At 59.5% G+C, this 22,518-nt stretch carries 20 protein-coding genes and 1 tRNA gene; 12 read left to right on the top strand and 9 right to left on the bottom strand.

Annotation, left to right across the window (positions count from 1 at the left end; all coding sequences use genetic code 11):
- Positions 1-99 precede the first annotated feature (99 nt).
- Complete coding sequence (gene ppa, locus IEV40_RS02645) at positions 100-639, top strand: inorganic diphosphatase (RefSeq protein WP_188419397.1); 540 nt, start codon at positions 100-102, stop codon at positions 637-639.
- Positions 640-743: 104 nt separating this feature from the next.
- Here the strand turns inward: ppa and IEV40_RS02640 are convergent, their stop codons facing one another.
- The 3 genes from IEV40_RS02640 to IEV40_RS02630 form a co-directional block, all read right to left on the bottom strand.
- Entirely contained in the window at positions 744-1,616 is an 873-nt protein-coding gene (locus IEV40_RS02640) for an EamA family transporter (protein ID WP_188419396.1), read from the bottom strand.
- A gap of 97 nt (positions 1,617-1,713) precedes the next feature.
- The gene (locus IEV40_RS02635; RefSeq protein WP_229723925.1) at positions 1,714-2,754 is read right to left on the bottom strand and encodes a serine/threonine protein kinase; all 1,041 of its coding nucleotides are present in this window, start codon (positions 2,752-2,754) and stop codon (positions 1,714-1,716) included.
- 83 nt (positions 2,755-2,837) lie between these two features.
- Positions 2,838-4,022 carry a GNAT family N-acetyltransferase gene (locus IEV40_RS02630; protein WP_188419395.1) on the bottom strand — a complete coding sequence of 395 codons (1,185 nt, stop codon included), beginning with the start codon at positions 4,020-4,022 and terminating at the stop codon, positions 2,838-2,840.
- Between the two features lie 241 nt (positions 4,023-4,263).
- On the opposite strand from IEV40_RS02630, the gene IEV40_RS02625 reads away from it, so the two are divergent.
- Both IEV40_RS02625 and IEV40_RS02620 read left to right on the top strand, forming a co-directional pair.
- Complete coding sequence (locus IEV40_RS02625; protein ID WP_188419394.1) at positions 4,264-6,312, top strand: NAD(+) synthase; 2,049 nt, start codon at positions 4,264-4,266, stop codon at positions 6,310-6,312.
- Between the two features lie 108 nt (positions 6,313-6,420).
- Positions 6,421-6,759 carry a P-II family nitrogen regulator gene (locus IEV40_RS02620; RefSeq protein WP_188419393.1) on the top strand — a complete coding sequence of 113 codons (339 nt, stop codon included), beginning with the start codon at positions 6,421-6,423 and terminating at the stop codon, positions 6,757-6,759.
- A 107-nt stretch (positions 6,760-6,866) separates the two neighbouring features.
- Here IEV40_RS02620 and IEV40_RS02615 read toward each other — a convergent pair whose 3' ends face one another.
- Both IEV40_RS02615 and trxB read right to left on the bottom strand, forming a co-directional pair.
- Positions 6,867-7,508, bottom strand: coding sequence for a Smr/MutS family protein (locus tag IEV40_RS02615; RefSeq protein ID WP_188419392.1), 642 nt, complete (start codon positions 7,506-7,508; stop codon positions 6,867-6,869).
- A gap of 69 nt (positions 7,509-7,577) precedes the next feature.
- Complete coding sequence (trxB, locus tag IEV40_RS02610) at positions 7,578-8,531, bottom strand: thioredoxin-disulfide reductase (protein ID WP_188419391.1); 954 nt, start codon at positions 8,529-8,531, stop codon at positions 7,578-7,580.
- Positions 8,532-8,875: 344 nt separating this feature from the next.
- Between trxB and IEV40_RS02605 the strand changes: the two genes are divergently transcribed.
- The 4 genes from IEV40_RS02605 to serS all read left to right on the top strand — a co-directional run bounded on the left by IEV40_RS02605 (position 8,876) and on the right by serS (position 14,738).
- Positions 8,876-11,206 (top strand): DNA translocase FtsK, encoded by a 2,331-nt coding sequence (locus IEV40_RS02605; protein ID WP_188419390.1) that lies wholly within the window; start codon positions 8,876-8,878, stop codon positions 11,204-11,206.
- Between the two features lie 41 nt (positions 11,207-11,247).
- Positions 11,248-11,925 (top strand): outer membrane lipoprotein chaperone LolA, encoded by a 678-nt coding sequence (gene lolA, locus IEV40_RS02600; protein ID WP_188419389.1) that lies wholly within the window; start codon positions 11,248-11,250, stop codon positions 11,923-11,925.
- 98 nt (positions 11,926-12,023) lie between these two features.
- The gene (locus IEV40_RS02595) at positions 12,024-13,313 is read left to right on the top strand and encodes a replication-associated recombination protein A (RefSeq protein ID WP_188419388.1); all 1,290 of its coding nucleotides are present in this window, start codon (positions 12,024-12,026) and stop codon (positions 13,311-13,313) included.
- Between the two features lie 129 nt (positions 13,314-13,442).
- Positions 13,443-14,738 carry a serine--tRNA ligase gene (gene serS, locus IEV40_RS02590; protein ID WP_188419387.1) on the top strand — a complete coding sequence of 432 codons (1,296 nt, stop codon included), beginning with the start codon at positions 13,443-13,445 and terminating at the stop codon, positions 14,736-14,738.
- A 38-nt stretch (positions 14,739-14,776) separates the two neighbouring features.
- Here the strand turns inward: serS and IEV40_RS02585 are convergent, their stop codons facing one another.
- Positions 14,777-16,633, bottom strand: coding sequence for a GGDEF domain-containing protein (locus IEV40_RS02585; RefSeq protein ID WP_188419980.1), 1,857 nt, complete (start codon positions 16,631-16,633; stop codon positions 14,777-14,779).
- Between the two features lie 458 nt (positions 16,634-17,091).
- Here IEV40_RS02585 and IEV40_RS02580 point away from each other — a divergent pair.
- Positions 17,092-17,181, top strand: a tRNA-Ser gene (locus IEV40_RS02580).
- 80 nt (positions 17,182-17,261) lie between these two features.
- Here IEV40_RS02580 and IEV40_RS02575 read toward each other — a convergent pair.
- Positions 17,262-17,498 carry a hypothetical protein gene (locus IEV40_RS02575; protein ID WP_188419386.1) on the bottom strand — a complete coding sequence of 79 codons (237 nt, stop codon included), beginning with the start codon at positions 17,496-17,498 and terminating at the stop codon, positions 17,262-17,264.
- 704 nt (positions 17,499-18,202) lie between these two features.
- On the opposite strand from IEV40_RS02575, the gene IEV40_RS02570 reads away from it, so the two are divergent.
- The 4 genes from IEV40_RS02570 to IEV40_RS02555 all read left to right on the top strand — a co-directional run bounded on the left by IEV40_RS02570 (position 18,203) and on the right by IEV40_RS02555 (position 21,210).
- The gene (locus IEV40_RS02570; protein WP_188419385.1) at positions 18,203-18,424 is read left to right on the top strand and encodes a hypothetical protein; all 222 of its coding nucleotides are present in this window, start codon (positions 18,203-18,205) and stop codon (positions 18,422-18,424) included.
- A gap of 40 nt (positions 18,425-18,464) precedes the next feature.
- Positions 18,465-18,704 carry a hypothetical protein gene (locus IEV40_RS02565; RefSeq protein WP_188419384.1) on the top strand — a complete coding sequence of 80 codons (240 nt, stop codon included), beginning with the start codon at positions 18,465-18,467 and terminating at the stop codon, positions 18,702-18,704.
- Positions 18,705-18,911: 207 nt separating this feature from the next.
- On the top strand, positions 18,912-20,219 hold the full coding sequence (locus tag IEV40_RS02560; RefSeq protein ID WP_229723924.1) for an MgtC/SapB family protein: 1,308 nt from the start codon (positions 18,912-18,914) through the stop codon (positions 20,217-20,219).
- A gap of 139 nt (positions 20,220-20,358) precedes the next feature.
- The gene (locus IEV40_RS02555) at positions 20,359-21,210 is read left to right on the top strand and encodes a Crp/Fnr family transcriptional regulator (RefSeq protein WP_188419383.1); all 852 of its coding nucleotides are present in this window, start codon (positions 20,359-20,361) and stop codon (positions 21,208-21,210) included.
- 81 nt (positions 21,211-21,291) lie between these two features.
- Here IEV40_RS02555 and IEV40_RS02550 read toward each other — a convergent pair whose 3' ends face one another.
- Positions 21,292-22,002: a YiaD family glycine zipper/OmpA-like lipoprotein gene (locus tag IEV40_RS02550; protein ID WP_188419382.1), complete on the bottom strand. Its 711-nt coding sequence runs from the start codon at positions 22,000-22,002 to the stop codon at positions 21,292-21,294.
- Between the two features lie 209 nt (positions 22,003-22,211).
- The gene (locus IEV40_RS02545; RefSeq protein ID WP_371870023.1) at positions 22,212-22,427 is read right to left on the bottom strand and encodes a YMGG-like glycine zipper-containing protein; all 216 of its coding nucleotides are present in this window, start codon (positions 22,425-22,427) and stop codon (positions 22,212-22,214) included.
- Between the last annotated feature and the right edge of the window lie 91 nt (positions 22,428-22,518).

Genomic DNA, 22,518 nt, shown 5'->3' with positions numbered 1-22,518 from the left:
ACGGGCGGCAGCAGGGTTGCCGGCGGGGCAAACGGGAAAATCGCTATAATCACGGGTTTGCAGCATCTCCCATTTCTCCTCCACTTTCGAGAACACACCATGAGTCTGAACAATGTCCCGGCCGGCAAGGATCTGCCGAACGATTTCAACGTCATCATCGAAATCCCGATGAATGCCGACCCGGTCAAGTACGAGGTCGACAAGGAAAGCGGTGCGATCTTCGTCGATCGCTTCATGAGTACCGCCATGCACTATCCGTGCAACTATGGCTACATCCCGCAAACCATCGCCGATGACGGCGACCCGGTCGATGTGCTGGTGATCACGCCGTTTCCGCTGCATCCGGGTGTGGTGGTGCGCTGCCGTGTGATCGGTGTATTGAAGATGAGTGACGAGGCCGGCGGCGATGCGAAGCTGCTGGCAGTGCCGGTGGACAAGATTCTGCCGATCTATACGCACTGGCAGAAACCGGAAGACATCAACGATCTGCGCCTGCAGCAGATCCAGCACTTCTTCGAACACTACAAGGATCTGGAAAAGGGCAAATGGGTCAAGGTCGAAGGCTGGGGCGGCCCGGAAGAAGCCAAGGCAGAGATCCTGACCGGCGTCGAAAACTACAAGAAACAGACCAAGGCCTGATTCGTCTGCGGTTCTTCGCGGCAATAAAAAAGCGCACTTCGGTGCGCTTTTTTTTTATGGTTTCGAGGATGACCGTCCGTTGAGGATGAGGGCCGATTTTCAGGCTATCGGACGAAGCGCAGCAGACGCCCGCCGAACTGGTTGAACGCCAGGCCGCCGAGCACCAGCACGCCGGCGACGATCTTCCACCATTGCAGCGGTTCGTCCAGCAGCAGCGTCGCGCTCAGCATGCCGAACACCGGCACCAGCAAGGTGAATGGCGCGATGGTCGCGGTCGGATATTTGCGCATCAGGATCGACCAGACGCCGAAGCCGAGGATGGTGTTCGGGTAGGACTGGAACAGAACCGCACCTACCGACAGCCAGCCGGCATGATGCAGCGTCTGCATCCATACCGCCGGTCCTTCGATCAGCAGCGAGGCACACAGCAGCGGCGGCGTCGCCAGCAGCGAACCCCAGACGACCAGCGGAACGGGGCGCACGTCGTGCATCTTTTTCGTCAGGATGTTCGCCATCGCCCACGACAGGCCGCCGGCTATCACCAACAGGAAGCCGAGTACGGTCGCATGGCCTTCCAGATGCATGGCTACCAGCAGCATGCCGGCCAGTGCGATCAGTGCGCCTATCCATTGCGTTGCACGCGGGCGTTCGCCCAGCAGAAGGATTGCCAGGCCGATCGTGAAGAAAGCCTGCAACTGGATGACCAGCGATGCCAGTCCTGCCGACAGCCCCAGTTTCATGCCGGAAAACAGCAGTGTGAATTGCACAGCGAACTGGAACAGCCCGTAGCCGGCCAGCAGCGTCCATGGAATCGTCGGCCGCCGTACGAAAAAGACCAGTGGAAATGCAGCGAACAGGAAACGCAGCGCGGTGAAGAGAATCGGCGGCAAATCCTGCAGGCCGACCTTGATGACGACGAAGTTGAGTCCCCAGATGCCGACGACGGCAATGGCAGTCAGGATGTCGGCAGGATTCATGGGGAGGGATACATTGCAATGGGAAGCAAGCCGCGGATGCGGCCGGCCTGCGCATTGTATCGAAGTAAGAAAATTCCTGCTGTCAGCGCTCCTGCCGTCAGCGCAGCAGCGTGTAGGCGGCGATGGCGCCGGCGACAAGAACGCTGCAGATCGGCCAGAAAAGCCGCGACTTGTGGAAGTCCGGCGCGTTTGCCGGTTGTTCGGCCAGCTCCTGTTTCGGCACGCGTTCGTGTTCGCGGCGCGTGCGTGTCAGGTGGCGCTTGATGTCGAGCGACATTTCTTCGGCTGTCTGGTAACGCTTTTCCGGTTTCTTGCTCATCGCCTTGACGACGATGCGCGACAGCCACAGCGGCACGCCACCCTCGACCATGTGCGGTTCCGGTGCTGCCTTGAAGGCGATCTGCTGCAGCAATTTGTCGGTGTCGGTTGCGTGGAACGGTTTGCGAAAGGTCAGCATCTCGTACATGACGGCACCCAGCGAATACACGTCGGTGCGAGCGTCGACCGCGTGGCCGAGCGCCTGTTCCGGCGACATATAGTTCGGCGTGCCGAGCAGGTTGTCGTGGAACAGTGTGAACGGTTCTTCCATCTGCTGCGCATCGGAGACGCGGTTGGGCGCACGTGCGATGCCGAAGTCGACGATCTTCGGCTGGTGGTCGGTCACGAGGAAAATATTGGCGGGTTTGATATCGCGGTGGATGACGCCATTGCGATGCGCGTGCTCCAGCGCATCGGCGATCTTCCACGAGATCGAGGCGACATCGTCCGGTGAGAAGCGATGCGCGGTCATCGTCTTGCTCAGCTCGCGCCCGGGCAGGTATTCCATTGCGATGTAGGTCCAGTCGCCCTCGCTGGAAGCTTCGTAGATCGTGACGATGTTGGAATGCGCCAGGCGGCCAGCGGCGCGTGCTTCGTTGATAAATTGCTGTTCGTACTGTTTTTTCTCCGCCAGCGGCATCCGGTTGCGGAAGGTCTTCAGCGCGACGTCGCGATCGATGACCGGATCGTGCGCCAGATAGACGACGCCGATGGAGCCGCGCCCCAGTTCGTGCTTGATGGAAAATCGTCCGATCCGCGTCGGACGTTCATGGATTGGCTGCAGAGGGGTAACGGTCGAGGTCATCGTGGACGTTAGCATGCACTGACGTTCGTAGACTGGCAAGCCCCATGTTCTGGGTAATTGCGCAGCGGCTACAGCGTGTCGGACATTCTCGGACGCATCTATGTCCGGAACGGATTGTGTTCGTTCAACTCGTCGATGTAATCGGCAATGCCGCTGCTTTCCTGCTGCAGGAATTCTTCCACTGCGTGCGAGAAGCCAGGATGCGCAAGCCAGTGCGCCGACCATGTTTTTTGCGGCAGGAAGCCGCGCGCCATCTTGTGTTCACCTTGCGCTCCGCCTTCGAAACAAGCGATGCCGTGCGCGATGCAGAACTCCAGCGGCTGGTAATAGGCTGTTTCGAAATGCAGGCAGTCGACATGCACCAGCGCGCCCCAATAGCGGCCGTACAGCGTTTTGTCGTCATGCACCACCAGCGACGACGCGATCGGCTGGCCGTCGCGTTCGGCGACGATCAGCAGCAGGTTGTCCGGCATCGTCGCGCCGATGCGCAGGAAGAAATCCAGATTCAGGTAGGGTGTCGAATGATGGGCGGCGTAGGTATGGTCATAGCAGCGCTTGAAGAAACGCCAGTCGCCTTCGATCGCATTGCGGCCGCCTATGTGGCGGAACGTCACGCCGGCTTCCTGCACCTTGCGGCGTTCGGCGCGGATGTTCTTGCGCTTCTTGCGTTCCAGCGTATCAAGGAATTCGTCGAAGCTGCGGTAGCCGGCATTGAGCCAGTGGAATTGCACGCCGCTGCGCAGCAGGAAGCCGGCTTCCTGCAGTTGCTCGGCTTCCTGTTGCGGCGGATAGAGAATGTGCGTCGATGAGAAATCGTTGCCCTGCTGGATTGCGCGCAACGCGGCGACCAGCGCCGTACGCGATTCGGCATCGCGCGCCAGCAGACGGCTGCCGGTGACCGGCGTGAACGGAATGGCTGACAGCAGCTTCGGATAATAGTCGAGGCCGTTGCGGCGATAGGCGTCGGCCCAGGCCCAGTCGAAGATGTATTCGCCGTAGGAATGACTTTTCGCATACAGCGGCAGTGCGGCTTCCAGCCGTTCCTTGCCATCGACATCGCGCCACAGCGTCAGGTATTGCGGTTGCCAGCCGCTGCGTGCCGATGCACTGCCGCTTTCATGCAGCGCATCGAGGAAGGCATAAGACAGGAACGGCGTGGCGTCATTCTGCAGTGCAAGCAGCGCATCCCAGACCGGCTGTCCGATTTCCGACAGCGACGAAACGATGCGAGGGCGATATGCGGGTTGTTCGGCGGACTGGCCGGCGGATTGTGCGCTATCCATGCAACGGTTGGTGAATGGCTGAAGAGGGGCGAGACATTTCGGATTTGGTGATTGCTTTGCGGCGATGCATGTCCGTTGATTCTACGCAAAAAACGCCATCGCCATGTGCGACCGCCTTGCAAGGCGAACTGCTACTACAATACGACTTCGCAATATGACTGGAAAAACGGCCCTCGGATGCAGCACGATGGGCAGTTCGTGTCGCAGTGGTCGCAGGGAACGACGTCAGGACAAGGAAAACATGAAAGGCAATTTCTTCAATCTGTATGCGCACGGATTCGCGCGCGTTTCGGTCGGCGTGCCGCGTTGCAAGGTGGCCGATCCGCTGTTCAATGCGCAGCAGACGATTGCGCTGGCAAGGCAGGCTGCCGATGCCGGCGCCGCGCTGGTTGCCTTTCCCGAACTGGGATTGTCCGCCTATACCTGCGACGACCTGTTCCACCAGCGCGCGCTGCTGGATGGCTGCCTGCAGGCGCTGCAGCAGGTTGTCGACGCCTCGGCCACGCTGCCGCTGGCAATGATCGTCGGCTTGCCGCTGCGCGTCGAACATCAGCTGTTCAATTGTGCGGTGGTGGTGGCGGAAGGCCGCGTACGCGGCGTCGTGCCCAAGACCTATTTGCCGAACTACGGCGAATTCTACGAGGCGCGGCAGTTCAGTTCCGGCGACTGTACCAATGTGCAGCGCATCACGCTGCTGGGGCAGGAAGTGGATTTCGGCGCATCGCTGCTGTTCGACGTGAAAAATATTCCATTGTTGCGCTTCCACGTCGAAATCTGCGAGGACGTCTGGGTGCCGATCCCGCCGTCGTCGTTCGCTGCGCTGGCCGGCGCAACGGTGCTGGTCAACCTGTCGGCATCGAACATCGTGATCGGCAAGTCCGGTTACCGGCATCAACTGGTGTCGCAGCAATCGGCGCGCTGCCTGGCGGCTTACCTGTATTCGTCGGCCGGCATGGGCGAATCGACGACCGACATGGCGTGGGACGGTCAGTCGCTGATCTGCGAGAACGGCGAACTGCTGGCCGAGTCTGAACGCTTCGCCGACGAATCGCACCTGATCCATGCCGACATCGACCTCGAACGCCTGTCGTCGCAGCGCATGCACCAGACGACCTTCGGCCAGTCGGTGCGCCGGCATGCCGACGAAGTGGCGCGCTTCCGTACCGTGTCGATGGAAATCCCGGTCGATGCCGACGGCAGGTTGCCGCTGCAGCGCAAGGTGGCACGCTTTCCCTATGTGCCGGCCGATGCGCGCAACCGCGATGCGCGTTGCGAAGAGGTCTACAACATCCAGGTGCAGGCGCTGATGCAGCGGCTGGCATCTTCCGGTTTGAAGAAGGTCGTCATCGGCGTTTCCGGCGGGCTGGATTCGACCCACGCGCTGCTGGTCTGCGCGAAGACGATGGACCGGCTCGGCCTGCCGCGCGCGAACATCCTTGCTTACACGATGCCGGGCTTCGCTACCAGCGAACGCACGCTGCTGCAGGCGCGGCAACTGATGGAAGCGGTCGGCTGCACGGCGCAGGAAATCGACATCCGGCCAAGTTGCATGGCAATGCTGAAGGATCTCGGCCATCCATATGCGTCGGGCGAGGAAGTCTATGACATCACCTTCGAAAACGTGCAGGCGGGCGAGCGCACCAATCATCTGTTCCGGCTGGCCAACCATAACCAGGCCTTCGTCATCGGCACCGGTGACTTGAGCGAGCTGGCGCTGGGCTGGTGCACTTACGGCGTGGGCGATCACATGTCGCATTACAACGTCAACGCCAGCGTGCCGAAAACGCTGATCAGCCATCTGGTGCGCTGGGTGGCGGAGAAGGGCGAGATCGGTGCGGACGGCGCCGACGTATTGTTGCGTGTGCTGGATACCGACATCAGTCCGGAACTGGTGCCGGGCAAGTCGAATGGCGCGCCGGAGCAGAAGACCGAAATGGTGATTGGTCCGTACGAACTGCAGGATTTCAACCTGTACCACGTGCTGCGTTTCGGCTTCGCGCCGAGCAAGATCGCCTTCCTCGCGCTGCATGCGTGGGGCGACCGGGAAAAGGGCGCATGGCCGGAAGGCGAACATGTGGCGCGGCGGCAGTACGAACTGGCCGACATCAAGAAGAATCTGGCGATCTTCCTCGACCGCTTCTTCCGTCAGAGCCAGTTCAAGCGTTCCTGTATTCCGAACGGGCCCAAGGTCGGTTCCGGCGGTTCGCTGTCGCCGCGCGGCGACTGGCGTGCGCCCAGCGATTCGGAATCGAAGGTCTGGCTGGCCGATCTGGCCAATGTGCCGGACTGAGCGAGCTGAATAACCCAAGTCTTCGCGAATGCGGCAAACAAGCGCACAATAGCGTCAGGTTGGCACTGCAACACCGGGCTGCCGGTACCATCAAATCAAGGAGTTTCAATGAAACAGATCACAGCCATCATCAAGCCTTTCAAACTCGACGAAGTGCGTGAAGCGCTGGCGGAAGTGGGCGTCACCGGTCTGACCGTGACCGAAGTCAAGGGCTTCGGTCGCCAGAAAGGGCATACCGAACTGTATCGCGGTGCTGAATATGTCGTGGATTTTCTGCCGAAGGTAAAGGTCGAGGCCGTGGTGGACGACAGCGTGCTGGAGCAGGCGGTGGATGCGATCATCAAGGCGGCGCGCACCGGCAAGATCGGCGATGGCAAGATTTTCGTGCGCGCGGTCGAACAGGTCATTCGCATCCGTACCGGCGAAGTCGGCAGCGAGGCCGTCTGACGCGTCTGACGGTGCGATGAAAACGGAACGGGCCGGCATTGCCGGCCCGCTTCATTTAATGTGTTGAATCCGCTGAGTAGAGCGGCAGGGAAATGGATGAACGGCGATCAACTCGCCTGCAGCAGCACGATCAGTGCGCCGGCACCGCCATCCGCAGCACGCGCCTGACAGAAGGCGATCACTTCTTCCTTCTGCACCAGCCAGTTGCGCACCTTGCTCTTCAGCACGGGTGTCTTGTTGACCGATCCCAGTCCCTTGCCATGGATGATACGCACGCAACGCAGGCCCCGTTTGGCTGCATTGCGCAGGAATTCTCCCAAGGCATCGCGCGCTTCGTCGGTGCGCATGCCGTGCAGATCGAGTTGTGCCTGGATCACCCAGTGGCCGCGGCGCAGCTTGCGCACTACATCCGGTCCGATACCGGTGCGGGCATAACTGAGGGCTTCGTCGGTATCGAGCAGCGAATCGATGGTGAATTCATCGGATAACGATTCGCGCAGCGCTGCTTGTTCATCCGCCAGATGCTGGCGCGGGATGGGTTGCGGGCGTGGCAGGGCGATGTCTGCTTTGCCGGCGGTTTTCAGTGGCGCGATGTCGCCGATACTGCGGCGGAACAGGTCGGCTTCCACCTGCGCTTCCTGTTCGGCACGCAGTCTTTCGGCTTCGGCCAGACGGCGCGCTTCTTCCTGCTTCTTCAGGTCCTTGTGCAGGGATTTGAGTCCGGTGAAATCCTTGAGCGGGTCAGGCATGATGCCCTCCTGATCGAAGATAGGTGACGAAGATGCGGGACGCGGCGTTGGCCGCGTCCGGGCTGCAAGTTACTCCTGGCTTTCCAGATAGCGCTGTGCATCCAGCGCCGCCATACAGCCGGTGCCGGCGCTGGTGATGGCTTGGCGATAGACGTGATCCTGCACGTCGCCGGCAGCAAAGACGCCCGGCACGCTGGTTGACGTCGCCATACCTTCGAGACCGGTCTTGGTCTGAATGTAGCCGTTATGCATGTCCAGCTGGTCGATGAAGATATCGGTGTTCGGCTTGTGGCCGATCGCGATGAAGACGCCGTGCACCGGCACTTCGGTAACTTTCTCGTCCACCGTCGATTTGATCTTCAGGCCGGTCACGCCGCTGTCGTCGCCGACGACTTCGTCCAGCGTGTGGTTCCAGCGAATTTCGACCTTGCCTTCGGCGACCTTGGCCATCAGGCGGTCGATCAGGATCGCTTCGGCGCGGAACTTGTCGCGGCGATGGATGAGGGTGACTTTCTTCGCGATGTTCGACAGGTACAGCGCTTCCTCGACGGCGGTATTGCCGCCGCCGACCACGGCGACTTCCTGCTCGCGGTAGAAGAAGCCGTCGCAGGTTGCACAGGCGGAGACGCCTTTGCCCATGAAGGATTGCTCGGACGGCAGGCCCAGATACTGGGCCGATGCGCCGGTGGCGATGATCAGGGCGTCGCAGGTATATTCGCCGGCGTCACCGATCAGGCGGATCGGTTTTTCGTTCAGCTTGGTCGTGTGGACGTGGTCGAAGATGATTTCGGTGTTGAAGCGCTCTGCATGCTGCAGCAGGCGCTGCATCAGTTCCGGACCCTGTACGCCCAGCGGATCGCCCGGCCAGTTCTCGACGTCCGTGGTCGTCATCAACTGGCCGCCCTGTTCGAGACCGGTGATCATGACCGGTTTCAGGTTGGCGCGGGCCGCGTAGACGGCTGCGCTGTAGCCGGCAGGACCGGAACCGAGGATGAGGACTTTGGCGTGTTTGACGGTGGACATGATGTTCTTTTGACAGTGGATGAATGGCCTACGATTGGCGAAATTGCCGCCGGTCGCTTGTATATGTCGGCGCGGCATCAAATTTCAACCGCTCCCGGAATTATTGGGTGCAAAGGGTGAAAAATGGTTAAGATTATAGAGGAAGCGCCATGCCGTCGCTCTGTACGGCGGCAAGCGCAAAGGCAAGCCGTTCCTGTTTTTTATTTCTTGTCCGGCTTTTGCCTGCCGTACCATTCTGACCGATGCGCCGCCAGGACACCGGTCGCGCGGTTGACCGCAGTTGACCTCAATTAGCCGCAGTCGATATCACGCGCAGTTGATATGACGTTCACACGTCCCGATTTATGACCAAGACAAGCCAAGCCTATACCCGCAAGACAAATGTTCCCAAAGATCAGCCGCCGGGGCGGATCGCCCGCCTGCTGTCCGAAGCGCGCTGGTTGATACTGGCCGTCGTCACGCTGTACCTGATGCTGATTTTCCTGACTTATTCGCCGGTCGACCCAGGCTGGTCGCATGCGAATGTGGTCGCCAAGCTGCACAATCTTGGCGGCCGCGTCGGCGCCTGGCTGGCCGATTTGCTGCTGTTCATTTTCGGCGCTTCGGCCTGGTGGCTGTGCATCTTCCTGTTGCGCCTCGTATGGCTAGGCTATCGCCGCTTGTCGCAGCGCTATTTGCTGAAGAAGGAGCCGGAAGAGCCGCATCGCCATGAGAACTTGATCCGCGGCATCGGCTTCGCACTGATGATGACGGGCAGCGTGGCGATCGAATACCTGCGCATGTATTCGATGAGAGCGCAATTGCCGCGCGCGCCTGGCGGTGTGTTGGGCGAACTGATCGGCAATGCTGCGCAGAATACTTTCGGCTTCATGGGTGCGACCTTGCTGTTGCTGCTGCTGTTCGGCGTCGGCTTCAGCCTGTTCTTTCATGTGTCGTGGCTCAGTGTGGCCGAGCGCATCGGCGAATTTATTGAACGCTCGTTCCAGTTCGTGCGCAATCTGTACGGCGCGCGCAAGGATCGCCAGTTGGGCCAGGTTGCCGCCGTCAAGCGCGAGGAGGCCGTGGTGCAGGAGCGCGCCAAGATCGTCGAGGCGCAGCCTATCCGTATCGAACCGCAGATCGTCGCAGTGCCGAAATCCGAGCGCGTCGAGAAGGAGAAGCAGTCGTCGCTGTTCCACGATCTGCCAGATACCAACCTGCCGCCGCTGTCGCTGCTGGACGAGCCGCCGGAATCGCAGGAAACCGTCAGCGTCGAAACGCTGGAATTCACCAGCCGCCTGATCGAGAAGAAACTGTCGGACTTCGGCATCACGGTGAAAGTCGTCGCTGCCTATCCGGGGCCGGTCGTCACGCGCTACGAGATCGAGCCGGCGACTGGCGTCAAGGGCAGCCAGATCGTCAACCTTGCGCGCGATCTTGCGCGTTCGCTGTCGCTGACGTCGATTCGCGTGGTCGAGACGATTCCCGGCAAGAATTACATGGCGCTGGAACTGCCGAATCCGAAACGCCAGATCGTGCGCCTGACCGAGATCATCAGTTCCAAGGTCTATAACGACAGCGCTTCCACGCTGACGGTGGCGCTCGGCAAGGACATTGCCGGCAATCCGGTAGTGGCCGATCTGGCCAAGATGCCGCACCTGCTGGTGGCAGGTACCACCGGCTCCGGCAAGTCGGTCGGCATCAACGCGACCATCCTGTCGCTGCTGTACAAGTCCGATCCGAACCAGGTGCGCATGATCCTGATCGATCCGAAGATGCTGGAACTGTCGATCTACGAAGGCATCCCGCATCTGCTGGCGCCGGTCGTCACCGACATGCGCCAGGCCGGCCATGCGCTGAACTGGGGCGTCAACGAGATGGAGCGCCGCTACAAGCTGATGAGCAAGCTGGGTGTGCGCAATCTGGCCGGCTACAACGCCAAGATCGCCGAAGCCGAGAAACGCGAAGAAAAAATTCCGAATCCATTCAGCCTGACGCCGGATGCGCCGGAACCGCTGGAAAAACTGCCGACCATCGTCATCATCATCGACGAACTAGCCGACCTGATGATGGTCGTCGGCAAGAAGGTCGAGGAACTGATCGCGCGTATTGCACAAAAGGCACGTGCCGCCGGCATCCACTTGATTCTGGCGACGCAGCGCCCATCTGTGGATGTGATCACCGGCCTGATCAAGGCCAACATCCCGACGCGTATTGCGTTCCAGGTCAGCAGCAAGATCGATTCGCGCACGATTCTGGACCAGATGGGTGCGGAAGCGCTGCTCGGCATGGGCGACATGCTATACATGCCGCCGGGAACAGGTTTGCCGATTCGCGTGCACGGTGCGTTCGTATCGGATGACGAAGTGCATCGCGTCGTCAATCATCTGAAGGAACAGGGCGAGCCGAACTATATCGAGGGTATTCTCGAAGGCGGCGTTGCGGAAGACGGTGAGGGCGGATTGAGTCTGGATGGTGTCGGCGGCGGCGAAGGCGATGCGCTGTACGATCAGGCAGTCGCAATCGTGCTGAAGAACCGCCGTGCATCGATTTCGCTGGTGCAGCGCCATCTGCGCATCGGTTACAACCGCGCGGCGCGCCTGCTGGAACAGATGGAACAGAGCGGGCTGGTATCGTCGATGCAGTCGAACGGCAACCGCGAAATTCTGGTGCCGGCCGGAAACGGTAACGAATAGCAGAAACGAATAGAAAAAGCAGAGAACGGACAAGGAACGAGATGAATAACAGGAAAACCGCAGCCGCCGCAAAACGCGATGACCGTCGTATCGGGTGGACTGTCGCCAGCGTGCTGCTGGTTGCCGCGGTGTTGTCGCTGCCGATGTTCGTGCATGCAGCAGCGCTCGATCAGTTCAAGAGCTTCGTCGCCAGTACGCAGTCCGCACGCGGCGAATTCAAGCAGCAGCTGGTGAAGATCGACAGCGGTACCGTCAAGCCGGGCAAGCAGTCGTCCGGCACCTTCATCTTCGCGCGTCCGGGCAAGTTCATCTGGACATACAGGAAACCGTATGAGCAGGTGCTGCAAGCCGATGGCGAAAAACTGTACATCTACGACAAGGACCTGAACCAGGTCACGGTGAAGAAGCTGGGCGATGCGCTCGGTTCGTCGCCAGCTGCCATCCTGTTCGGCAGCAACGATCTGGAAAAGAATTTCACGCTGAAGGAAGGCGAAACGAAGGACGGCATGGAATGGCTGGAAGTCGTGCCGAAAGCCAAGGACACGACGTTCGAGCGCATCGGCATCGGCATGAAGAACGGCGTGCCGGCGGCGATGGAACTGCGCGATTCGTTCGGCCAGGTATCGCTGCTGACGTTCGAGAGTTTCGAACGCAATCCGCCGATGCCGGCCAACCAGTTCAAGTTCACGATGCCCAAGGGCGCCGACGTCTTCCAGTAACGGCCATGTGAGCGCCGGCCCGCGCCGGCAAATGTGACAACGCGACGCCAGTCCGGAAGGGCTGGCGTCGATTGCTTTTTGATCGGGACATCATTTAGATGAAAACCACGCCACTGGCCGAACGCATGCGGCCGCAGACGCTGGACGACGTGATCGGCCAGCAGCATATCCTCGGCCCCGGCAAGCCGTTGCGCGTCGCCTTCGAATCGGGCGAGCCGCATTCGATGATCCTGTGGGGACCGCCGGGCGTCGGCAAGACGACGCTGGCGCGGCTGATGGCGGATAGCTTCCAGGCCGATTTCATTGCGCTGTCGGCCGTGCTGTCCGGCGTCAAGGACATTCGTGAAGCGGTCGAGCGTGCCGAACTGTCGCGTGCGATGGGACGTCGCACGATCCTGTTCGTCGACGAGGTGCACCGCTTCAACAAGAGCCAGCAGGATGCCTTTCTGCCGCACGTCGAAAGCGGATTGTTCACCTTCATCGGTGCGACGACCGAGAATCCTTCGTTCGAAGTCAACAGCGCGCTGCTGTCGCGCGCAGCGGTCTATGTACTGAAATCGCTGGATGAAAACGATCTGGGTGCGATGGTCGATCGTGCGGCGCACGAAGAACTGGAAGGCATCGCGTTCACGCCGGATGCGAAGGCAATGCTGGTCGCGAGTGCCGATGGCGACGGTCGCAAGCTGCTGAACAATCTCGAAATTGCCGCGCGCGCTGCGCAGGCGAAGAAGCAGAACGAAATCGATGCCGATTTGCTGAAGGCTTGCCTCGGTGATGCGCTGCGCCGTTTCGATAAAGGTGGCGACAACTTCTACGACCAGATTTCGGCGTTGCACAAGTCGGTGCGCGGCTCCAGTCCCGATGGTGCGCTGTACTGGTTCTGCCGCATGATCGACGGCGGCGCCGATCCACGTTATCTGGCACGCCGCATCGTGCGCATGGCGTGGGAAGACATCGGCCTGGCCGATCCGCGCGCGATGACGATCGTCAACGAGGCAGCTGCCACCTACGAGCGGCTCGGCTCGCCGGAAGGCGAATTGGCGCTGGGACAGGCCGTCATCTATCTGGCGATGGCGGCCAAGAGCAATGCCGGCTACAAGGCCTACAACCAGGCACGCGCCTTCGTCGCCAAGGACAAGTCGCACACTGTTCCTGAACATCTGCGCAACGCGCCGACCAAGCTGATGAAGGAACTCGGCTACGGCAAGCTGTACCGCTATGCACACGACGAGCCGGATGCCTATGCCGCCGGCGAAACCTATCTGCCGGATGGCATGGCCGAGCCTCACTGGTACGAGCCGACGCCGCGCGGCCTGGAAGGCAAGATCGGTGAGAAGCTGAACTACCTGCGCCAGCTCGATCGCGAAGCACGCAAGAAACAAAAATAAGAAACAGGCATTTGCCCCGACGGTCGCTGCAATGGCGAATGGCGTGGTGTCGCATGCAGCCTGCGTCATGGTGCTCTTGGTACAATGGCGGTTTTGCGATTTCGCACTTTTACACATTTCGCCATTGCCATGATCGACATCCAACTCCTCCGCAAAGACATCGACAGCGTTGCCGCCCGTCTGGCTGGCCGCAAGTTCCAGCTCGACGTTGCCGCCTTCAACGCACTGGAAGCGGAGCGCAAGCGGATCCAGTCCGCCACCGAGGAACTGCAGAACAAGCGCAATACGCTGTCCAAGCAGATCGGCATGCTGAAGGGCAAGGGTGAGGATACGTCGACCGTGATGGCGGAAGTGGCCGGCATCGGCGACGAACTGAAGAATTCGGCCGCGCAACTGGATGTTCTGCAAAGCCGCCTCGCCGATTTCATGCTGGCGATTCCAAACCTGCCGCATGAATCGGTGCCAGCCGGCAAGGATGAAGCTGACAACGTCGAGATGCGCAAGATCGGCACGCCGCGCACCTTCGATTTCGAAGTCAAGGATCACGTCGATGTCGGTGCGTCTCTCGGCCTCGATTTCGACGTTGCCGCGAAACTGACCGGTTCGCGTTTCGCCGTGATGAAAGGCGGCATCGCACGCATGCACCGTGCACTGGCGCAATTCATGCTCGATACGCACACCGGCGACCACGGCTACACCGAATGCTATACGCCGTATATCGTCAACGCCGATTCGCTGAAAGGCACCGGCCAGTTGCCGAAATTCGAAGCAGACCTGTTCGCCGTGAAAAAGGGCGGGCAGGAGGGCGAAGGCGAATCTCTGTACCTGATTCCGACTGCCGAAGTCTCGCTGACCAACATCGTGCGGGACGAAATCCTGCCGGCCGAATCGCTGCCGATGATGCTGACCGCGCATTCGCCATGTTTCCGTTCGGAAGCGGGCAGCTACGGCCGAGATACGCGCGGCATGATTCGCCAGCACCAGTTCGACAAGGTCGAGATGGTGCAGGTCGTGCATCCGGAGAAATCGTACGAGGCGCTGGAAGCGATGTGCGGTCACGCCGAGAATATTCTGAAGAAGCTCGGATTGCCCTACCGCGTCATCACGCTGTGCACCGGCGACATGGGTTTCGGCGCGGCCAAGACTTACGACATCGAAGTGTGGCTGCCGGCGCAGAACACCTACCGCGAGATTTCATCGGTATCCAACTGCGAAGCCTTCCAGGCGCGCCGCATGCAGGCGCGTTTCCGCAATGCGCAGGGCAAGCCGGAGCTGGTGCATACGCTGAACGGTTCGGGTCTGGCGGTCGGCCGTACGCTGGTGGCCGTGCTGGAAAATTACCAGCAGGCCGACGGCAGCGTCGTCGTGCCGGAAGTGCTGCGCCCCTACATGGGTGGGCAGGAAAGGCTGGCGCCGGCTGCGTGAGCGGCGTGGTCAACAAGACATAAGGCGAAGTAGCGGTATCACGGCACAAGCGGATCGGCTTGCGTACTTTCTTCGCTGTCGGCGCGCTCGCCGGCAAAAGGTCCCAGGCGGCGGTCGATGAACAGACTGTTGCCCGGGATTTTTTTCGCCTGTTTCTTGGAGTCGGCTGCAGCGGTCGCAATCTGGTGATGTGAACCGTACACGCCGGGCTCGACCTTCAGCAGGCCGAGCGAAATCGTCGCCAGTGCATGAAAGACTTTCTTGCCGCGCCGGTCTTCGCTGATATAGCCGCCCGCATTGCGATGCTCTTCGCTGTAGAAGCCGGAAATAGCGGCAGCGAACACGTCGATGATCTGGCGGCAGCGCCATTCCCAATCCGTGCTCTGGAACAGGATGATGAAATCGTCACCGCCGATATGACCGACGAAATCGCGTTCCGGGTCGCAGTGCGCGCTGAGAATGCGGCCGGTCAGCCGCAGCACGTCGTCGCCCTTGCGGTAGCCGTAGACATCGTTGTACGGCTTGAAGTGATCGAGATCGACATAGCAGACGCAGAAGTGCGCGCCGCCGGCAAGCAGGCGGTCGATGTGTTCGTCGATCGGCACGTTGCCGGGCAACAGCGTCAGCGGATTGGCGTAACGTGCGGCATTGATCTGCATCTGCGTGATTTCGCGCATCAGGTCGTGCGCGTTGCCCATGCCGGCGTACTGGCCGTTGTCGGTGATGATGAAACCGTTGAACAGATGGTGACGATCCGCATCGACGATCAGCTGGCTCAGCGTGTGCAGCGCGGTGTTCTTGTCGGCGATCAGTGGATTGGCATCCATGAACAGCGTGCAGGATTTCTTGCCATGCAGCTCGCGCAGGTAAGGCCGCGCAAAATTGTCGATCAGGTTGGCGCGCGTGATCAGGCCGAGCGGCAGGCCGTTGGAGACGACCGGAATGATTTCCAGCGTCGGATCGTTGTTGAACATTTCGTAGATACGATTGTTCTGTACCTCGGGCGAGACGGCTTTCACGTGACGCAACAGCTTGGCGGCTGTCAACACATCATGGCTGCGTCCTTTTTCGTGCGGATAGACGGCGACATTGTTCTGGTTCAGCAGCGCGCACAGCTCTGCCGGCAGTGTGGTGATCGGATGCGCATTCGGCCGTGCAATCTTGTAGCCCTGCCCGAAGCGCACGCCGAGATCGCGGATCATCAGCAGTTCGGCATCGGTCTCTATGCCTTCTGCAATCACCAGCGTGCCGGATTTTTCCGCGATCTCCTGGATCGAGCGCACGAACTGCAGCTTGATCGGATCCTGGTTGATGCCCTGCACGAAGTGCATGTCGATCTTCACGTATTCGGGGCGGATTTCCGACCACAGGCGCAGACTGGAAAATCCTTCGCCCAGATCGTCGATCGCGATCACGAAGCCCATTGCGCGGTAGTGTTTGACTGCTTCACGCAGCAGGTCGTAGTCGTAGGTCGGATGGCTTTCCGTCAACTCGATGATCACGCGTTCGGGATTGATGCCGACCTCGTGGATGTAGCCCAGCGTTTCGCCGAGACGCACATCGGGCTGTACCAGGCATTCCGGGCTGACGTTGAGGAACAGTTTGCCCGGCAGCTGCAGTTCTGCGAACTTCTCCAGCGTGATGCGGCGGCACAGGTGCTCGACTTCCACGCTCAGGTTGCAGGCACGTGCTGCCTTGAAGAGATTCAGCGGTGAATGCAGCGGGCTGTCGGACGGACCGCGGATCAAGCCTTCGTAGCCGATGATTTGTCCGTTCTGCATGTCGACGATAGGCTGGAACAGCGGTGTCAACCGTCGATGCAGCAAAACGTCGCGCAAGCGGTTCGCGATATGGTCGTCCTGATCGTTGGCCGGCTGGGCGCGTGTGCTCGTCATGAAATCGTGGGCAGCGTTGGACAATTGAGGCTCCCTGGTTTTGAACCGGAAAGGGGGCTGCAGCGAAAGAGCCGATGCTTCACCTTTGTCTGCCGGAGTAACCGCCGGGGAAACAAGTCGCGGCCCGGCCGGTTGCGCAAAAGAAGGGTGCATCTGAAATATGGATTGTGTGAACGGATAATCTCGACTGTCATGTTACTGAGGGTTTATGACAGGATGATGATGACGGGCAATGCCGACGGATATACGACAGATGTTGCTTGTTTTGCAGCGATTGGCGGCAATCGGATGCAGGTGAGCGGGAGTCGATGTGCGTCGATGCGCGCTTCATCGTGCGAAGTTATCCGATCCGATTCCTGCAGATCGCCGCGCGTAAAACGGGAGTTTCCAAGTTGCACAAGAGTCTGTTATACTCTTTGGCTTCGCGGCTTTCGCTGCGAAACGACCGAAAGACATCAGGAGAGGTGGCAGAGTGGTCGAATGTACCTGACTCGAAATCAGGCGTACGTGCAAGCGTACCGAGGGTTCGAATCCCTCCCTCTCCGCCAGTATTCATGCGGGTTTCCGCAGAAAATAAAAGCCGCTTCGAGCGGCTTTATTTTTTGGTATGTGGGGCTTCTCTTGGCCGTCATGGGAAGGTCAAGTCCAAACCGAGCTTCCTGACAAGGACGAAGGTGACGAGTCCCAGGCCCAGGAGCGATAGCGCGAAGATTGCGGCCACCGTGCCGCTCGCACGTAGCACCGCGCGCGTCTCCTTTTTCTTCCCCTTCCTTCCTTGATCGTAATGCCACTTGATGGCAAAGAACATGCCTATGCTGAGCACAAGAGCCTTGAACGTAACGAAGACTATAGGGACCCAATCCATTATTTGAGTATTTCCAGGTTATTACTCGACACTAGCTATCGTGAGGAGCATGCCCTCAAAACGCTGCATGACATCTCAATCGAAGCCGGTTTATTCTAGGTTAAGCAAACAGCGATCAACATTGGACATAAAGCCCTAGGACATAATGTCCTTGACTGGCTTATTAGACTTTTCCTCGCAAACTTGAGGTAGCAGGCCTAATTTCAGACTCGCCGCGCGTTCCTCCAAACCTGGAAGGCGTTGGGCTGCAGGCAATCAAGAATTGCATCGGCTGTTTAGGTCTCCAATCAGTTGCGGAACGAATTTTTGTTGATCCAGGTTGATTTTTTTATTAATTAAGAAAATCCCTCCCTCTTCGCCAGAATCTTAAAGCCCCTTGAAAACTGCTCATGTTTTCAAGGGGCTGTTTCATTTCCGGCAGTTCACGCTGGCGATCCGATCAACGCAAAATGGTTTCAGCCTTTCGACATATTCACAGATTCTGTGGGCTACCTTGTGGATAACCCGTGGGCTTGTCTGCAAGTGATTGATTCGAAAGGCGATGTTTTTGTTGAGCAAGTTTGAGGCACTGTGCAAATCCGACGCACGTGAACGCGGACTGGCCGGTTCTCAAATCGAATCGCGTGCCTTCATGTTCACTGCACTGAAACATTTTGCCGATTTCGGCATCTGTTGAAGATGAAGAAAACGGTTTGGAGGTTTGCATGAACGATCAGCGACAGAAATCGTTACGGCATGTTTTCCGCGCCTACGCTACCGAACGTCCGGACGGCACGTTTTCCGGGCACGTCTCGCATACGGTGGAAGGCCGGCCCGACATTGTCGAACGCATTCACGATACCGGCGTGGTCGGTACCGAAGTCGAAGCACTCGACGAGGCGCATGCCTTCATCGCGCGTTATATTGATGAACATCCCGGCGAATGAGCAGCCTGAACAACCCGGTAAAAACGAAACGGAGGACGCCATGAGCAGAACGCCCGTAGGTGTATACGAAGGTTTCGAGATTTTCGTGATGTTGGTGCCGCTGGAAGGCGGACGCTGGTCGGCCACGAGCGAGGTAGAGCGTGATGGGGCGGAAGGACTGGAAGTGTTCCAGGAATTCGGCGGACCGTGCGATGCCGATTCGGCCGATGTGGCGAGAGAAGCCGTGCTGGTCGACACGCGCCACAAGATCGACGATTTGCTGGCGGAACCGGAGCGTTGACAACGCCTGTTGCGTCCCGCCGTCTCGCCGGATTCTGTTCGCATGCTTCGCACGTCTCGTGCGTTGCGCGCATAAGCACATGCACAATTCGCACAGACAAGCGATAGTGACTGGTTTATAGTTTCCCTATCGCATTTCTGTACGCACATGAGCATCGTCGACCCTCACACTGTCCAGGCAGTTTCCTCTCCGTTGATTCAGGTAGGGATGTCGCTGCCCGAAGTCAAATGGCCGTATCTGGTCAGCCTGACTCGCCTGAGCCTGGCGCTGGCGCTCGGCCTCTTGATCGGGCTGGAGCGTGAACGCCGCGGCAAGGATGCGGGCCTGCGCACCTTCGGCCTGATCGCTCTGCTCGGTGCGATGGGCGGTACGCTGGGCGACAACTACGCCTACCTGATTCTTTTCCTGACCGGTATCCTCGCCGTCTTCCTCAATGTGCAGCGCCTGCGCACCAGCGGCAGCAACGAACTGACGACGTCGGCCGCGATGCTGGTGACCTGCGTGGCCGGCATTTTGTGCGGCAAGGGACATACGGCGACACCGGCTTCCGTTATCGTCATCGTCACCGCACTGCTGGCGTGGAAGGACAGGCTGACCGGCTTCAGCCTCGGCCTGACCGAAAACGAGATGCGTTCGGCGCTGCTGCTGGCGATCCTGGCGATCGTTATCTATCCGGCGCTGCCGCTCGGTGCGATCGGTCCGTGGCAACTGATCGAACCGCGCGCCGCATGGGTCACCGTGATCCTGATCGCCGGCATCGGCTTCGCCAACTACGTGCTGTGGAAGATGTACGGTACGCGCGGCATCGTGATGGCCGGCTTTCTCGGCGGCCTGGTCAATAGCAGCATCACGGTCAGCGAACTGGCCGCACGTGCGCGCGACAACCAGCCGGAAACGGTCAGCGCCGCCTATCGCGGCATCCTGCTGGCAACCGGTGCGATGATCATTCGCAACGGCGCCTTGCTGGTGATTCTGGCGCCCGCGGCAGCCGTGCCGGCTACATTGCCTTTCGTGCTGATGCTGTTGCTGAGCTCGGCGTGGTTCTTCGTCGACCGCAATGCAACGACGAAAGAAGGCGTCAACCATACCGAGCAGGTCGAATTGCCGCTGCCGTTCTCGCTACGCGCCGCCCTCAAGTACGGCCTGGTATTCCTGATTCTGCATATTGCCGGCGTGATTGCGCAGCGCGCGTTCGGCGAAGCGGGTTTCTATGCAGTCAGCCTGATCGGCGGTGTGGTGTCCAGCGCCAGTGCGGTGGCGGCGGCCGCCAGCCTGGTCGGCAGCGGCGAAGTGGCGGCACATGTCGCGTCGACCGGCGCGGTGCTTGCCTCGCTGGCCAGCGTGCTCATCAATCTGCCGCTGGTATTGCGCGCGCACAACCGTCGGCTGACCATGCGGCTCGGCGTGGCGACATTGTCCATCGCGGCACTGGGTGTTGTCGGCGCGCTGGCGGCTAAGCCCTTGTTGAATTTCTCTGTGGAAAAATTTCCGCTATTGGAACAATTCATACCCTGAATTAATCAGGGCCGGGACGGCAATTTATTATCTTTTTGTCAGCGTTGTCTCACAGCAGAATGGGAAGATCGCTGATTTTGTCCACCGGTTCCAAGTGTGATCATGAAGCCCTGAGCAATGACGACTGAGGGAGATACCCATGGCACACGTCTCGAATGTCCGCACTTCCCGTTCTGTTCCAGCCCACCAGATCATCAACGCCAACGCAATTGCCGCGTTGAAGACGAAAGAAAAGGGCGCCTGTACGGAGCAGACCGCTCGTTCCGCGCCACGCGCGCTGGCCGGTTTGCATGGCCACAATCCACGTCACAATGGTTTGCTGGCGGCGCTGCCGGCGGCGGATTATGAACGCCTGTTGCCGCATCTGGAATTCGTCGAAATGCCTTTCGGCATGACGATTTGCGAGGCTGGCGAACAGATGCAGCATGTCTATTTCCCGACCAACAGTATCGTCTCGTTGTTGTACGAAACGGCGGACGGCGCATCGTCGGAAACCGCCGTGATCGGTTATGAAGGCGTGGTCGGACACGATGTTTTCATGGGTGGCGGGGCATCGCTGAACCGTGCTTTCATCAAGACTGCCGGTTATGGCTTCCGCGTACGCGCTTCGGTGTTGATGGAAGAATTTTCCCGTGGTGGTGCCCTGCAGCAATTGTTGCTGCGTTTTACGCAGGCGCTTTTTACACAGATGGCACACACGGTTGCATGCAATCGCCACCATACGATCGTCCAGCAACTATGTCGCTGGCTGTTGCTGAGCCTGGATCGCCTGCAATCAAACCAGATCAGCATGACGCAGGATCTGATCGCCAACATGCTGGGCGTGCGGCGCGAAAGCGTGACCGAAGCCGCGCGCAAGTTGCAGGAAGAGGGCTTGATCCATTACAGCCGCGGGCAGATCACGGTGGTCGATCGTGTGGGACTGGAAGACCATATCTGCGAATGCTATGCCAGCATCAAGCGTGTTTATGAAGGATTGCTGCTGAATTGAGCGCAGAGTCGATTGCCGAATTGTCGCATCGATAAAAACAAAGCCGCCATCTGGCGGCTTTGTTTTGAGCGAATCCGGTAATCAGCGTGGATAGGATTGCGAAGGGTATTGCTGACCCTGGTAAGGCTGCTGTTGTTGAACCGGTTGCTGCTGTTGTTCTGCCACGAAGATTTCCACACGGCGGTTGCGCGCACGGCCTTCCGTGGTGGCGTTGCTGGCAATCGGTTCGTGACTGCCGCGGCCATCGACGAAGATGCGTTGCGGTGCCACGCCACGGCCGGCTAGGTAATCGCGCGTGCGTGAAGCGCGATCCAGCGACAGCGGATCGTTGATGGCGTCGGTGCCGGTATTGTCGGTGTGGCCGATGATGGTGACGGTTGCTGCCGGATTGTCGATCAGCCCGGTAGCGAAGCGATCGAGAATGGGGCGGAAGTTGCCGGTGATTTCCGAACGGCCGGTGGCGAACGAAATATCGCTGGGGATATCCAGCTTCAGGCGATTATCGGCCGTCTGTGTGACTTCGACGCCGGTACCGCGCGTAGCTTCCTCCATCTGGCGGCGCTGGTTTTCCATGCGGCTGGACCAGACGTTGCCGGCAACCGCACCGATTACGCCGCCCAATGCCGCGCCGCCGACGGCGTGCGTATGGCCGCCGGTGGCAACCCCGATCAGCGCACCGATGCCGGCGCCGATACCTGCACCCTGCGCAGTGCCGCGTTCCGTTTCGGACATGTTGGCGCAGCCGGCAAGCAGTACGCTCGCAGCGGTGGCGGTGAGAATGAATTTACGCATGATGTTTTCCTTTGTTTCTATCGTTTCCGCACGCGATGGCGTGCAGCGATTTGTTCTGTTCCGGCAATCATCATAATGCAGATTGATGCAGTGCAAGCAGGGCAAAATGTCGCCGAATGTAACTGTCTGCACAAGATGGCAGCGATTCATAACGACAACGGCCTTTGCGCAATCGCAAAGGCCGTTCGACAGGCAGGAAGCTGATCGGGTTAGCGGTTCGGCTTGCCGACCTGATTGCCGATAAAGCCGCCGACGGCAGCCCCGCCGACGGTTCCCACTGCACTGCCGCCGGTCAATATCGAGCCGGCGACGGCACCACCGCCGGCACCGATCGCCGTGTTTTTGTCACGTTGGGACATGCCGGAACAGGCTGTCAGACTAAGTGCGGTAACGGCTGCTGCTGCAACGACCGCGAATCGATTCATCGTTTTCATTTCTTACCCCTTCCATAAGGTCAATGGGATGCCCATGCAGGATGGACGCCGGGCAAAGCGAGAGGTTCAGATGAAGTTGTTT

The sequence above is a fragment of the Oxalicibacterium solurbis genome (assembly GCF_014635845.1).
Classification (GTDB): domain Bacteria; phylum Pseudomonadota; class Gammaproteobacteria; order Burkholderiales; family Burkholderiaceae_D; genus Oxalicibacterium; species Oxalicibacterium solurbis.
The sequence above is the reverse complement of the archived record's forward strand: the minus strand, read 5'-3'. Positions and strand labels throughout refer to the sequence as shown.

What these genes read in the sequence shown, in the direction of transcription:
- ppa (WP_188419397.1), top strand. Translation starts at nt 100, where the DNA reads ATGAGTCTGAACAATGTCCCGGCCGGCAAGGATCTGCCGAACGATTTC.
- IEV40_RS02640 (WP_188419396.1), bottom strand. Translation starts at nt 1,616, where the DNA reads ATGAATCCTGCCGACATCCTGACTGCCATTGCCGTCGTCGGCATCTGG.
- IEV40_RS02635 (WP_229723925.1), bottom strand. Translation starts at nt 2,754, where the DNA reads ATGCTAACGTCCACGATGACCTCGACCGTTACCCCTCTGCAGCCAATC.
- IEV40_RS02630 (WP_188419395.1), bottom strand. Translation starts at nt 4,022, where the DNA reads ATGGATAGCGCACAATCCGCCGGCCAGTCCGCCGAACAACCCGCATAT.
- IEV40_RS02625 (WP_188419394.1), top strand. Translation starts at nt 4,264, where the DNA reads ATGAAAGGCAATTTCTTCAATCTGTATGCGCACGGATTCGCGCGCGTT.
- IEV40_RS02620 (WP_188419393.1), top strand. Translation starts at nt 6,421, where the DNA reads ATGAAACAGATCACAGCCATCATCAAGCCTTTCAAACTCGACGAAGTG.
- IEV40_RS02615 (WP_188419392.1), bottom strand. Translation starts at nt 7,508, where the DNA reads ATGCCTGACCCGCTCAAGGATTTCACCGGACTCAAATCCCTGCACAAG.
- trxB (WP_188419391.1), bottom strand. Translation starts at nt 8,531, where the DNA reads ATGTCCACCGTCAAACACGCCAAAGTCCTCATCCTCGGTTCCGGTCCT.
- IEV40_RS02605 (WP_188419390.1), top strand. Translation starts at nt 8,876, where the DNA reads ATGACCAAGACAAGCCAAGCCTATACCCGCAAGACAAATGTTCCCAAA.
- lolA (WP_188419389.1), top strand. Translation starts at nt 11,248, where the DNA reads ATGAATAACAGGAAAACCGCAGCCGCCGCAAAACGCGATGACCGTCGT.
- IEV40_RS02595 (WP_188419388.1), top strand. Translation starts at nt 12,024, where the DNA reads ATGAAAACCACGCCACTGGCCGAACGCATGCGGCCGCAGACGCTGGAC.
- serS (WP_188419387.1), top strand. Translation starts at nt 13,443, where the DNA reads ATGATCGACATCCAACTCCTCCGCAAAGACATCGACAGCGTTGCCGCC.
- IEV40_RS02585 (WP_188419980.1), bottom strand. Translation starts at nt 16,633, where the DNA reads ATGACGAGCACACGCGCCCAGCCGGCCAACGATCAGGACGACCATATC.
- IEV40_RS02575 (WP_188419386.1), bottom strand. Translation starts at nt 17,498, where the DNA reads ATGGATTGGGTCCCTATAGTCTTCGTTACGTTCAAGGCTCTTGTGCTC.
- IEV40_RS02570 (WP_188419385.1), top strand. Translation starts at nt 18,203, where the DNA reads ATGAACGATCAGCGACAGAAATCGTTACGGCATGTTTTCCGCGCCTAC.
- IEV40_RS02565 (WP_188419384.1), top strand. Translation starts at nt 18,465, where the DNA reads ATGAGCAGAACGCCCGTAGGTGTATACGAAGGTTTCGAGATTTTCGTG.
- IEV40_RS02560 (WP_229723924.1), top strand. Translation starts at nt 18,912, where the DNA reads ATGTCGCTGCCCGAAGTCAAATGGCCGTATCTGGTCAGCCTGACTCGC.
- IEV40_RS02555 (WP_188419383.1), top strand. Translation starts at nt 20,359, where the DNA reads ATGGCACACGTCTCGAATGTCCGCACTTCCCGTTCTGTTCCAGCCCAC.
- IEV40_RS02550 (WP_188419382.1), bottom strand. Translation starts at nt 22,002, where the DNA reads ATGCGTAAATTCATTCTCACCGCCACCGCTGCGAGCGTACTGCTTGCC.
- IEV40_RS02545 (WP_371870023.1), bottom strand. Translation starts at nt 22,427, where the DNA reads ATGAATCGATTCGCGGTCGTTGCAGCAGCAGCCGTTACCGCACTTAGT.